Below are 12,678 nucleotides of genomic sequence, written 5' to 3'. Positions count from 1 at the left end.
TATTTTCCGTTAAAAAGCGTGAGGTTATATAACATCACTTATGAATAAAGGATCAAAAGAAAATGGGTTTTTTCGTTTTGAAAATAATTTTCACCAATTTCACGAATCCCTTCCCATTACTTTTCCCCCTCTACTTATGTCCCGTTCTAAAAAACCCATTAAAAAAAGGGCCCTTCTATTGAGGGCCCTTCAAAAGATATTCAGTTAGCAGCAACGAGACACTTTCCCACCCTTTGCATTATACCGCTCATCCTGGGCTTCACAGAAAAATTCTTTCCTGGTTTTCACAGGATCTTCAGGATGATGCATTTTCATATGCGCCACATAAGTATCATAACTCGGCACGCCGACCAGCAAACTGACGAATTGTTTTCTGTAGCTGAGAATTTTAATCAATCTTTTCAACATTGCCTTCCCTCCCTTATGATGTCCTTGATACATAAGGTGTTTCATGTAAATCTATTTTTTGATTCTTCAAGACTTTTATCCATAACCTAATTGCGGAAATCAAGACCGTGATCACCACGATCATGAAGATGGCACACAGGGCAGCATCCACATAATCATTGACGATAACCCGTTTCATCTCGGTAAGGTTAGCTGCCGGAGCAAGAATTTCCCCATTATCATAGGCCGCTTTAAACTTATCCTTATGTGCCAAAAAGCCAATAGCCGGGTTTTCGTGGAACAGCTTTTGCCACCCAGCCGTCATGGTCACTATCAACAAGAATGTTGTAGGTACAAGAGTGACCCATGTGTACGCTTTTTTGCCCATTTTGAAAAGGACCGTCGTCCCAAGCAGCAACGCAATGGCGGAAAGCATTTGATTCGCAATTCCAAACAATGGCCAAAGGGTGTTGATTCCGCCAAGAGGATCAATGACCCCTTGATAAAGGAAGTACCCCCAGCCGATTACACAAATGGCAGTAGCAATAATATTGGGCAGCCATTTATTCGTTTCGGCAAAAGGTTTGTAAAAGGTCCCGATTATATCCTGTATCATAAAACGCCCTACCCTGGTTCCAGCATCAATGGTGGTCAATATGAACAATGCCTCGAACAGGATCGCGAAATGATACCAGAACGCCATCAGGGACGCTCCGCCAATCACCTGCGAAAAGATATGGGCCATGCCGATAGCAAAGGTTGGAGCTCCTCCAGTGCGGGATATAATGGTCTCTTCCCCAACATCATCTGCAAGGCCGGTAATCATCTCAGGTGTCAAAATGAAACCCCAATCGGATATCGTAGCGGCCACTTGAGCTGGCTCCGTTCCCACAACGGCACCCGGGCTATTAATGGCAAAATAGATACCAGGAGTCAGTACACAAGCTGCTATCATCGCCATGATGGCTACAAAGGATTCAGTCAGCATCGCCCCGTATCCGATTGGACGTGAATGGGATTCGCGTTCGATCATTTTAGGAGTTGTTCCTGAAGAAACGAGTGCATGGAAACCTGATACCGCCCCACAAGCGATCGTAATGAATAGGAAAGGGAATAAGTTTCCGGAAAATACAGGTCCTGTTCCATCGATGAATTGAGTGACGGCAGGCATTTCAAGGCTCGGCATGACAATAAAGATTCCAAGTGCAAGTCCGATGATCGTACCGATTTTCAAGAATGTACTCAAGTAATCACGCGGTGCCAATAACATCCATACAGGCAAAACGGAGGCAACGAATCCGTATACAATCAACATGATGGCAATCGTTTCCCCATTGAAAGTGAACATTGGCGCCAAGGTTGCGCTCTCTGATACAAAGCGACCGAAATATAACGCGAGCATCAATAGTATGATTCCGATAATCGATCCTTCGCCAACCCGTCCAGGCCTTATATAGCGCATGTAAATGCCCATAAGCACAGCGATTGGTATGGTAGAGGCAATCGTGAACATCCCCCATGGACTTCCCACGAGCGCCTTTACGACAACCAGGGCAAGTACCGCTAATAAAATAATCATGATACCCAGAATTCCGATCATCGCTATCAAGCCTGTAATCGGTCCAATTTCCTCCTTGATCATCTCTCCCAATGATTTGCCGTTACGGCGCATCGAACCAAAAAGAATGATGAAATCCTGTACGGCACCAGCCAATACAACCCCGACTACAAGCCATAGTGTCCCTGGCAGATATCCCATCTGCGCTGCAAGGATGGGACCAACGAGAGGGCCAGCCCCGGCAATCGCTGCAAAATGGTGGCCAAACAACACCCATTTGTTTGTAGGAACATAATCTTTCCCATCATTATTCGCTTCCGATGGAGTCTGGCGATTGTCATCTAGCTCAAACACTTTCCGTGCAATGAATTTACTATAAAAGCGGTATGCAATTGAATAAACACAGAGTGCTGCAGTGACAATCCACATGGCATTGATGCTTTCCCCCCGGTTTAGCGCGACGAAACCAAAACTCACCGCACCCAACGCAGATATGATCCCCCAAAGAAAGACTGACTTAAGCGCTTTCATTTCTTTCCATCTCCTCTCTATTTTGAACTGGTGTGCAACTATAAAAAACTTCATTTATAAGGGGCTAGGGCTTTATTCCTCCTCTTACCCATTAAATTTAAAGAATTTTATATATATTCTGAATTATATGTTACCTTAAGGTTTTTTAGCAATAGCAAATTAGTCAATTTGTAAAGTATTTTCCATTATTTTGTCGATAATTCTCTCTGTTCCCACCAAGGTGTTTTCACTCTTAATAAAACCGCCTTTGGTGAAAACTCTACATTTCCCCCCAGGTTTAATGTCCTAATAAGGGGACCAACACAAAAAATGTGCGCCCTGACGGCACACATTCTTTCTTCATCCAATCTGGTTTCCCCTTAATGAACTGCGAAACAGTTCGTAATAAAAACCCCTCTGCCGCAACAATTCTTCATGGGATCCCTTTTCAATGATCCTTCCTTCATCAAGTACAAGGATTTGGTCACTTTGCTGAATTGTATTCAATCTGTGGGCAATGACAAAACTTGTCCTTCCCTCCATCAAACGGTGTAAAGCCTCCTGGATTTTAAGCTCTGTAATCGTATCTATGCTACTTGTCGCTTCATCCAAAATCAAGAGGACGGGATCGGCTAGTATAGCCCTGGCAATCGATAATAGCTGGCGCTGTCCCTGGCTTATTCCACCGCCATCCTGATTCAGGATGGTATCATACCGATCCGGCAGTTTCATGATAAAGGAATGGGCATTGGCAAGCTTGGCTGCATCCACCACTTCTTCATCTTCGGCATCCAGCCGGCCGTAGCGGATATTTTCACGAATCGTACCTTGAAACAAAAATGAATCCTGTAGAACGAATCCCATATGCTTACGGAGACTAGACCTCGTCACCTGTTGGATATCCTGGCCATCAATCAATATCCGGCCGCTGTTCGGCTCGTAAAAACGGGCTAGAAGATTAATGATCGTAGTCTTACCTGCCCCAGTGGGACCTACAAGCGCGATGGTCTCCCCTTTTTCCGCACGGAAATCAACATCATATATCGTTTGCTCCTCATCATTATACGAAAAAGAAACACCCTTAAATTCCACCTCACCACGGACATCACGAAGTTCAGAGGCCTGTTCCTCATCCACTTCCTCTTCTTTTTCATCAAGTATGGTGAAAACCCGCTCCGCACCGGCAACAGCCGAGAGTAGTGTATTGAATTGGTTAGCGAGATCATTGAGCGGACGGGTGAATTGCCTTGAATACTCGGTGAAAATGACAATGACCCCGATGGAAACCGTCCCTATGCCACTCAGCGCCAAAAATCCCCCGACAGCTGCTATTACCGTGAAGCTTAAGTTATTCAGCAAATTCATCAATTTCGGAATCAGCCCCGAGTATGATTGTGATAGGAACCCAGCTTTCTTTAGGTTTTCACTCCGGATGACAAAATCACGGATCACTTTATCTTCCTGTGAAAAGGCCTTTACGATCCGTTGTCCGGAAATCGTTTCTTCTATAAACCCATTCAGTTCTCCAAGATTCTTCTGCTGTTCTTTAAACAGCTTTCCCGTCCGGTTCGTTATCCACCTCAGACCGAAGAACATAAGAGGAACGATTAATAATGTTAGAACAGTTAATAAAGGGCTCAAATACAGCATAACTCCGATTGTCCCGACCAGTGTCAGCACACTGGAAAAAATCTGGATGACAGAACTATTCAAAGTTGAACTGACATTTTCTATATCATTCGTGACCCTACTCATCAATTCCCCATGCTGACGCCGGTCAAAAAAGGGGATGGACAACTGGTGAAGCTTTTTGAACAATTGATTGCGCATTGCATAAACCGTATCCTGTGCGATTCCGATCATCCAATAATTCTGAAGCCACATGGACAGCGAATAGAATATATAGACTCCAAGAAGTCCGAAAAGAAGGCTGATCAGCCCCCCGCTATCTCTTGTGACAATATAATCATCAATGGCCATCCCAACAAGAAAAGGGCCAAGCAATCCCAAAACCGAGCTTATCAGTACCATGAAAAGGACACAAAATAGCAGGCTTTTATTCGTTGCTAAGTAGGGAATGATCCTTTTTATCGTATTCCAGGAGTTGACCGGTTTAGTCCTTGCCTTATCGGGAGATATTCTTCGACTCAAGAGAAATCCCCTCCTCCCCAAACTGTGAGTGAACGATTTTTCGATAAAGATCGCTTGTTTGCATCAAATCCTGATGTTTCCCCAGCGCAAGCACTTGACCGCTTTCCAACAACAATATGTTGTCCGCCTCCATGGCAGTACTGATTTTTTGTGTAATGATGAGCGTTGTGCATGTATATTCCTTTAAAGCGGCAAGCAATTTACTTTCCGTTTTCAAATCCAGCGCGCTCGTACTATCATCCAGAAGGAGAATTTTTGGTCTGCGCACCAATGCCCTTGCTATCGATAAGCGCTGTTTTTGCCCTCCGGACAGATTCACACCTTTTTGCCCTAACTGGGTTTCATATTGTTTCGGAAGTTTCATTACGGTCTCATGTACCTGAGCATGCATGGCCGCTGTCACGATTTCCTCCATCGAGGCATCTTCTTTTCCCCAAGCGACATTATTTTTTATGGTTCCTGAAAAAAGCAGGGCCTCTTGCGGAACATAGCCAATCCTTTTCCGCAGCGAATTCAAGGGAATATCTCTCACATCCTGGTCATCAATTCGAATGGAGCCGCTTTCAACTTCGTATAATCTTGGAATCAGCTGAAACAGTGATGTTTTCCCAGATCCCGTAGCTCCTATGATGGCAAGCGATTCTCCCGGATCGATGGAGAAGCTCAAGTTTTTCAAAATCGGGGTTTCGGTTCCAGGATAGCGGAAAGATACATCCAGAAACTCGATGCCTCCCCCATTGACGGCCCCACTCTTGCTTTCCGCCTTGCCTTCATCAATGTCTATCGGGGTTTCGAATATTTCCGTCACACGTTCCGCTGAAGCCTTCGCACGGGAAATGACCATGATCAGCCATGAAAAAACGGAAAGGGATGCCGCAATCCTCGTGGCATAGTTAACGATCGCCACAACCTCCCCTACCTGTATATCTCCCGTTGTTATAAATTCGCTTCCAAGCCAGAGAATGATCAGAATCGCCACATTCATGACAAGCATCAACACAGGCATCGTCGTTTCAATTAAACGAAGGGAAGCCATAGTCTTTCTTTTTAACTCTTCATTCGCATCGTCAAATCGGCCGATCTCATGCTCCTTACGAAGAAAAGCTTTGATCAAGCGCATGCCTATCAGGTTTTCCCTCATGACGCCATTGACGTTATCTAGTTTATTCTGCACGAGCTTAAACAGCTTGGCCGCTCTTTTCATCACCCATCTAAGGAAGAAGACAAGAACCGGAATTGAAATGACCAAAACTAGGGATAGCTTCAAATCGACCGTAATTGCCATTATCGCCCCGCCGATTACGATCAAAGGCGCCCTTGCCATGATGCGCAAGCCCATAAAAACCGTATTTTGAAGTTGGGTCACATCATTCGTCATCCTTGTTATCAACGAGGAAGTCGGGATATTATTCAAATTCGCAAAAGAGAACGCCTGTATTTTACCAAAAAGACTTTTCCTTACATCATGTCCAAAGCTTTGACTTACATGTGATGCCGTAAAGGAATTAACGATCCCGCCAAGGAATGAAAAAACGGAAAGTCCAACCATGACACTTCCCCATTTAATCACCACCGATAAATCTTTCTGCAAAATGCCATCATCAATTATTTTTGCTATAAATAGAGGCTGTAACAGCTCTACCCCGAGCTCGACAATCATTAAGGATAAAGCAAGAATGATCAAAAGCCAGTATGGCTTAAGAAATGAAGACAAATTTTTCATCTATGACACCCTTCGATTCTTCATATGTAGATAGCATCTTTTCATCCTCTCATTATACATTTTTATACAGATTTTTTAAAAGAATTTAACTATTATAAAGGATTGGTAAATATGTTGAATTTTTTTTAATAAATGCCCTTGACAAATTACAGGAAATAAGCGAAAATTCTAATTGATAATGATTTTCAATTTCATTATCAATCTCTGAAATTTGATAAGCAATTACGATATTCTTTTATCGTACCCTTTTGATATTGTACATAGCTACAATGTCGCCCCGGCTTCTCTGTGCCTAGTAAAATTATATGCTCATTAGCGAATGCAAGTCACTGGAATATTGCCCCCTCTTTATTCAAGTAATTTATTCACGTTGGAAGCATATTAGGCAGCCGGGGATTATTTTTTAAAACTATTAAACTTACATATATGATTTAAAGGAGCAGGATGATCATGAAACTAGAAGATATCATTAAAGAGCGGCGCAGCATCAAACGATTTAAGGACATTCCTGTTCCTATTGATACCATCCAATCATTATTGGAAACTGCGACATGGGCACCGAACCATAAAATGACCCAACCATGGCGCTTCGTCGTGGTGCATGGTGATAGCCGTTTAAAACTCGCGGAAGCAACCAGTGCATTCATGTCAGGCAAAGAGAAGGACCCTGAAAAGAAAAAAGCCGCCGGACAGCGAGGATATAATAAACTTATAGGTGTACCGATGTTTGTCGCGGTGATCATGGAAGAGAATCCGAATCCCATGACACGTGAAGAAGATTATGCGGCCACAAGTGCCTTGATCCAGAATTTCAGTCTGCTTGCCTGGGAACAAGGAATCGGGATGATATGGGAAACATACGGCATGATACACAGCATGGAGTTTCGTGAAGCATTAGGCGTGAAACCAGGAGAGAAGATCGTCGGCAGCCTTCACGTCGGCTATCCCGATATGATCCCCACTCCACGTCCAAGGAAAGAGATCGATCAAATACTGACCATCTTGGACTAATATAAAAGAAAAACCACCAATCCTCAATCGAAGGCTCAGACTGTAGACAAACTCTCGATGTAAATCGAGTTTGTCTACAGTTTTTTTATGGCTTTTACAATTTGACGGTTGTTTGTAACGTAGGGCTCTCGATTTCCGCGGGCATTCCGGGAGCCCACCTCGTCTTACGCCTGAGGTGTCTCCCCTAGCAACCTTACACTCCAATCAACTTTGTTTAATATAAAGATAGAACTCATTCCTACATTCTTTTTATTATATAGAAGTATTAAACTTGAGGTGATAAGGATGCTTCTAAGCATGATGCTATTCAGCAAGATCAACTCGAATTGATTATTTTAAATCAATTGGTGCCAGTGAATCATTTTGCTCTTAATCTTGACGCTGCCATTGACATCTCTTTCATTTATGATTTAGAGGTTGGAAGCCCCCTTTTTATCCGTTTCAAGAGCATCAACTCCGTTCTCCTCCAATTGCTTTAGCCACTTGATAAATGGGCATTAAATTAAGACAGACAGCCTGAGCCCTACAGCGTGTCTGTTAGCTTGGAATGATTACCCCCAAACGGTCATTGTCACTATCATAAAGAACCCGATGAAAAATCCAGCGTATGTATAGTGACTAAATGATTAATCACAAAAACCCCCTTCTAAAAGGAGGTCTTTGAACTATTATTCTCAAAAGAACTCGTGATATAATGCCTGAATTGCCGTCTCTTCGTTATGCCCTTTCACACCGAACATCATGCTTACCTCCGAAGAGCCTTGATTGATCATCTCAATATTCACCTTCGCTTCGGCCAAGGCTTTTGACGCTCTTGCCGTTGTACCGACATTATGGCGCATTCCTTCCCCTACAACCATGATCAAGGCAAGATCATGCTCCACATTCACTTCATCAGCATGAAGCTCTTTCTTGATTCGTGAAATGATTTTCTTCTCGGCTTCACCCTTCATCTGGTCCTGTCTTAGAATAAGCGTCACATCATCGATGCCTGATGGAATATGTTCATATGAAACTCCATAATCTTCGAGGATGTGCAGCAGTTTCCGGCCAAAACCAACTTCCCTGTTCATCAAATATTTGCTAATGTAAATGCTGCAAAATCCTTTATCACTTGCAATGCCTATAACCGGCCCGTTCGTATTATCCCGTGTACTTACAATGCGGGTCCCTTGTGCCGACGGATTGTTCGTATTTTGGATATGGACAGGTATTCCCGCTCGGAATGCTGGAATCAGCGCCTCATCATGAAATACCGAGAAACCTGCATAAGAAAGCTCACGCATTTCACGATAAGTTAATTCCCGGATTCCCTTTGGATTGGAAACCACATTTGGATTCACCGCATAAACGGCATCCACGTCCGTAAAGTTCTCATACAAATCAGCTTTGACCCCATTCGCAAGAATCGAACCCGTAATATCGGAACCGCTTCTTGAGAAGGTTAAAACATCACCATCTAACGTATAACCGAAGAACCCTGGGAATACTACGATTCCAGGCTCATCACGCAGAGCATATAACCGATCATAAGATTCTGGCAGCACCTTGGTAAATCCACCTTCATCCGTTACGATCAAGCCAGCCTTCTTCGGATTTATATACTGCGCCTCAACTCCAAGGCTTTGGAAATAACCTGCGACCAGCTTTGCATTATTATCCTCGCCACTGGCCTTCAAAGTATCCAAATAGCGCTTCGGGTTAGTTTGGTCTGCATGCAACAGCGCCATTAAATTTTCGCGGATCCCAGTGACGACACTCTCGGATATATCCAGTTCTTCAGCAATGCTCGCATAGCGGGATACGACATCTTCTATCAAATGCTCTCCGTTATCCCCGCGCAGCTGCTGTTCCGCAGCTTCAATCAATAAATCCGTCACCTTTATATCATCGGAATTGCGTTTCCCTGGAGCCGAAACGACTACAATCTTCCTCTCTGGATCAGAAACAACAATTTCGAATACCTTTCTCAACTGTTCACCTGACGCAAGTGAACTCCCACCAAACTTTGCAACTTTCATCTCGACAACCCCTATTTTCGTAAATATTCTGTCAAAATTAACTCTCCCTATTATTACGCTTTTTCTCGAAACAATCAAGTGGAAATTCCGTTACTGAAGGACAATTGTATTTTCAAAAAGGACAAAACGACAAGACCACTAATCGATAATAGCTAAAAAACTAAAAAAGACAACGGGCATTTGCCCATTGTCTCTCCTATTCTTTAGCGATTATCCACGGTTTCAGGATATAAGTCATGGTTCATCAAGCGGTAATCCGCCATTTCCTCATACTTCGTACCTGGTTTCCCATAATTCGTGTAAGGGTCGATGGAAATTCCGCCCCTAGGAGTAAACTTGCCCCAGACTTCAATATATTTAGGATCCATCAATTCGATTAAATCATTCATGATGATGTTCATGCAGTCTTCATGGAAATCACCGTGATTGCGGAAGCTGAATAAATAAAGTTTCAATGATTTGCTTTCCACCATTTTTACACTTGGAATATAGCTGATGTAAATGGTCGCAAAGTCCGGCTGGCCCGTTATCGGACATAAGCTAGTGAATTCCGGGCAATTGAATTTGACGAAATAATCCCGGTTCGGATGTTTGTTATCGAATGACTCAAGGATTTCAGGCGCATAGTCGAATGTATATTTTGTTCCTTGATTCCCAAGCAGTGTGATATCTTTTTTTAACTCTTCTTCTTTTCTTCCAGACATTGAAAGTCCTCCTAATCCCACGTTTCAGGGAGATTCATAAAATAGGCCTCTATATAACAAAAACCATATCTCCTCAAAGATATGGTTGATTCGCGAAAAATATCAAAGCCATAGTTTTTTTAAGAGGGTGATGCTATGAACCTCTCCCGTTTATCGGGAAATATTTTAAAATTGTCTTAGTAAATATAGAAAAAAATATCTAATCTGTCAATCATACTTCTAAAATTTGGTTTGATTCCTGCATGTATTCAGCTTAAAATGTAGAAGAAGTTTATCCTACATGAAGGAAGAGATTACGTCAATGTGGATTTTTGCAGCCCTCATCACGAGTTTATGTTTTGGAATCAATAACAGCATTTTTAAATGGAGTAGCGGAAAGGGTTACTCAAAAGTACATATCCAATTTTTCTTTTATTTTTCAGCTTTTATTTTGGCCATATCTTATGGAGTATCTGTGGATGGTTTACAGTTTAACTGGCTGTCCATCATGCTTGGTGGAGCCATTGGGGTACTGAACGCTAATGGTAATATCCAGATGGCAAGCGCCTTTGAAAAAGGACCGGCAAGCTTGACATCTCCTTTAATCGCAGCGAATGCAATATTCCCCATTCTCTGTGCAGCTTTAATTTTTCACGAACATATTTCTACTTTGCAGTGGACTGGAATCGTCTGCATGTTTCTCGCTACATTAGTCATTCAGTATACACCTAATGCTAAAGGCAACCATCAATATGTCCCTTGGATGATGCACACATTATTATCCATTTTATCTTTTGGTGTGCTAGGCATTCTTATGACGACATCAACACGTCTTCATTTAAATTCCCTTGATATCCTGGTATCAATGTATGGAGGGGGAACTCTTTATCTTCTTTCGGCTCTGGCCTTTAAAAAGGAAAAAATCAAGCTAAAGGAAGTCAAAATCGGTTCCTTGGTAGGCCTTTTAAGCACTATAGGCTATGGATGTTATTTCTTTGCGTTGAACACTGGCATCGCAAGCATCATCTTCCCTGTCGTCAGCCTGAACTGTTTAGTTGTCGTTTTCGCAGGATGTTATTTATTCAAGGAAAAACTAAAAAACTATCAAGTTGCCGGCGTACTTGCAGCATTAATCGGCATTATCTTGACTAAAATATGAATATAGTTCATTTACAAAAACGACCTGGCAGCCATGAGTACAAGCCAGGCCGTTTTTTTTATTATGCCGGGAAATAGGGTGGTCAAAAAAAAGTGTTGACACACCCTCGAAAATATCAGATAATTTTGAATATTAATTCTTTACGTTTCACTACTTTTGAAATGTTTGAAATATCCTCTGTCACGGGTATTAAAGAAATAGGTACAACCACCCCATTTAATTCTGAATTAGGAAAGGAAAGATGCATAATGGTAAAAGTTACGGTAACGGTTGATTTTCAAGGAAAGTCTTATCAAACTAACGTCCTTACTAAACCGGATACAGATCATGAAGTAATTTTACAACAAGCGCTTCATCAAGTTGAAAAACAATGGAAAGCATAAAAAGGCAGGCATCGCAATAGATACCTGCTTTTTTATTACCATTTAAATAATTTCATATGCACGATGAAAGAACCTCTTACAGCAATTCCCTCACTTTTAATTGCATTTTCCAAAAGAAACTAAAATTAAGACGTCAGTTTGTGTACTAGATTTTTTAAAAAATTCATTAAAAACCAGTCTCAGTTTGTAGAAAAAGGGTTCTATATAACGTTAATTGGAACGGAGGGTACGAGACTCCTGCTTAGAAAAGCGAGTCCAAGGGAGACCCCGCAGGCGCAAAGGCGCCGAGGACAGCCCGCGGAAAGCGAGTGCCTGGAAGTCTAAGACGGTCCTTAAAGAGTCCGTCTTTTTCTATTAAACTAATTTACTTATTAATGGCACGGAACGCTCTTGAAGGTTATCTGAAAGCAGACTATAAGAAATGACTTTCTTCTTGTACTGTTTAACTACATCGACGTGGTCATTGTAAATGTATACAAATAACCTAACATCCTTTTTGCTTCTTTTAGTATCAATGACCAATGGAATCCCACTGTTCTCTGGATGTAAAAACAATTGCTCGTTACCCGGGAATATATGATTTTTTTTCAAAAATCTAGCGTTATTAAAATAATTAATGACTTGAATTTTTTCTTCACCTTCCAAACGTTTTCCGTCAAAGGTTACGATCGCATTCTCGTCACTAATTTCTGAGTGTATTTTAAATTTGTTGATAATCCAATTAACTGCATCAGTTGGAAGGCAGGTAACCAATAATTTTAACAAACTTAAGATAATGGTCAAAATCAAGACCGGCAATGTCAATTTCATCATCTCCGCTGCGTTTATAAATACTTATACCGCTTATTATATCAAAAGGTCCGACAGTTTTTCTTTGAAAATGTGTACGTTCTATTAACGTTTTACTTTTGTACAACATTGTACTTGAACGCACGGCCGCGCTTCGAAAGGGAAAATTTTTCGTTTATACATATAATGTTCCGAAATGGTTATATTAAACACAATGGGTTCATCCCCATCTTCAAAGTATGAAGTGGATAGAGCAATATATTATTAATTAAATACAAAAAAACCGGGCGTCATCAAGACGCC

At 41.9% G+C, this 12,678-nt stretch carries 10 protein-coding genes and 1 riboswitch; of the genes, 3 read left to right on the top strand and 7 right to left on the bottom strand.

Features of this window, described 5'->3' with window-relative positions:
- Positions 1-204 precede the first annotated feature (204 nt).
- From JNUCC41_RS11755 to JNUCC41_RS11740, 4 genes are all read right to left on the bottom strand, one after another.
- Entirely contained in the window at positions 205-408 is a 204-nt protein-coding gene (locus tag JNUCC41_RS11755) for a YbdD/YjiX family protein (protein WP_076370801.1), read from the bottom strand.
- Between the two features lie 13 nt (positions 409-421).
- Complete coding sequence (locus tag JNUCC41_RS11750; protein ID WP_192207725.1) at positions 422-2,476, bottom strand: carbon starvation CstA family protein; 2,055 nt, start codon at positions 2,474-2,476, stop codon at positions 422-424.
- A gap of 339 nt (positions 2,477-2,815) precedes the next feature.
- On the bottom strand, positions 2,816-4,606 hold the full coding sequence (locus tag JNUCC41_RS11745) for an ABC transporter ATP-binding protein (protein ID WP_228467605.1): 1,791 nt from the start codon (positions 4,604-4,606) through the stop codon (positions 2,816-2,818).
- The gene (locus tag JNUCC41_RS11740; RefSeq protein ID WP_192207724.1) at positions 4,581-6,329 is read right to left on the bottom strand and encodes an ABC transporter ATP-binding protein; all 1,749 of its coding nucleotides are present in this window, start codon (positions 6,327-6,329) and stop codon (positions 4,581-4,583) included. Before JNUCC41_RS11740 ends, JNUCC41_RS11745 begins: the two co-directional genes overlap by 26 nt.
- Before the next feature lie 450 nt (positions 6,330-6,779).
- Here JNUCC41_RS11740 and JNUCC41_RS11735 point away from each other — a divergent pair, with 450 nt between their 5' ends.
- Positions 6,780-7,340 (top strand): nitroreductase family protein, encoded by a 561-nt coding sequence (locus tag JNUCC41_RS11735; RefSeq protein ID WP_192207723.1) that lies wholly within the window; start codon positions 6,780-6,782, stop codon positions 7,338-7,340.
- A gap of 674 nt (positions 7,341-8,014) precedes the next feature.
- On the opposite strand, the gene JNUCC41_RS11730 is transcribed toward JNUCC41_RS11735, so the two are convergent.
- Both JNUCC41_RS11730 and queF read right to left on the bottom strand, forming a co-directional pair.
- Positions 8,015-9,361: an aspartate kinase gene (locus JNUCC41_RS11730; RefSeq protein ID WP_192207722.1), complete on the bottom strand. Its 1,347-nt coding sequence runs from the start codon at positions 9,359-9,361 to the stop codon at positions 8,015-8,017.
- Positions 9,362-9,564: 203 nt separating this feature from the next.
- Complete coding sequence (gene queF, locus JNUCC41_RS11725) at positions 9,565-10,065, bottom strand: preQ(1) synthase (protein ID WP_061461394.1); 501 nt, start codon at positions 10,063-10,065, stop codon at positions 9,565-9,567.
- Between the two features lie 104 nt (positions 10,066-10,169).
- Positions 10,170-10,215: riboswitch (PreQ1 riboswitch) on the bottom strand.
- Between the two features lie 130 nt (positions 10,216-10,345).
- On the opposite strand from queF, the gene JNUCC41_RS11720 reads away from it, so the two are divergent.
- The gene (locus JNUCC41_RS11720) at positions 10,346-11,203 is read left to right on the top strand and encodes an EamA family transporter (RefSeq protein ID WP_228467604.1); all 858 of its coding nucleotides are present in this window, start codon (positions 10,346-10,348) and stop codon (positions 11,201-11,203) included.
- Positions 11,204-11,451: 248 nt separating this feature from the next.
- Positions 11,452-11,586, top strand: a complete 135-nt coding sequence (locus tag JNUCC41_RS11715; RefSeq protein WP_192207721.1) for a BA3454 family stress response protein — start codon at positions 11,452-11,454, stop codon at positions 11,584-11,586.
- Positions 11,587-11,940: 354 nt separating this feature from the next.
- On the opposite strand, the gene JNUCC41_RS11710 is transcribed toward JNUCC41_RS11715, so the two are convergent.
- Positions 11,941-12,396 (bottom strand): YfmQ family protein, encoded by a 456-nt coding sequence (locus JNUCC41_RS11710; RefSeq protein ID WP_370662510.1) that lies wholly within the window; start codon positions 12,394-12,396, stop codon positions 11,941-11,943.
- Positions 12,397-12,678 lie beyond the last annotated feature (282 nt).

The organism is Brevibacillus sp. JNUCC-41 (assembly GCF_014844095.1).
Taxonomy (GTDB): Bacteria; Bacillota; Bacilli; order Bacillales; family DSM-1321; genus Peribacillus; species Peribacillus aracenensis.
This window is presented reverse-complemented; position numbering and strand designations above follow the sequence as displayed.

Bases quoted from the DNA above. Each gene is read 5' to 3' on its own strand.
- JNUCC41_RS11755 (WP_076370801.1), bottom strand. From the start codon at position 408: ATGTTGAAAAGATTGATTAAAATTCTCAGCTACAGAAAACAATTCGTC.
- JNUCC41_RS11750 (WP_192207725.1), bottom strand. From the start codon at position 2,476: ATGAAAGCGCTTAAGTCAGTCTTTCTTTGGGGGATCATATCTGCGTTG.
- JNUCC41_RS11740 (WP_192207724.1), bottom strand. From the start codon at position 6,329: ATGAAAAATTTGTCTTCATTTCTTAAGCCATACTGGCTTTTGATCATT.
- JNUCC41_RS11735 (WP_192207723.1), top strand. From the start codon at position 6,780: ATGAAACTAGAAGATATCATTAAAGAGCGGCGCAGCATCAAACGATTT.
- JNUCC41_RS11730 (WP_192207722.1), bottom strand. From the start codon at position 9,361: ATGAAAGTTGCAAAGTTTGGTGGGAGTTCACTTGCGTCAGGTGAACAG.
- queF (WP_061461394.1), bottom strand. From the start codon at position 10,065: ATGTCTGGAAGAAAAGAAGAAGAGTTAAAAAAAGATATCACACTGCTT.
- JNUCC41_RS11720 (WP_228467604.1), top strand. From the start codon at position 10,346: ATGAAGGAAGAGATTACGTCAATGTGGATTTTTGCAGCCCTCATCACG.
- JNUCC41_RS11715 (WP_192207721.1), top strand. From the start codon at position 11,452: ATGGTAAAAGTTACGGTAACGGTTGATTTTCAAGGAAAGTCTTATCAA.
- JNUCC41_RS11710 (WP_370662510.1), bottom strand. From the start codon at position 12,396: ATGAAATTGACATTGCCGGTCTTGATTTTGACCATTATCTTAAGTTTG.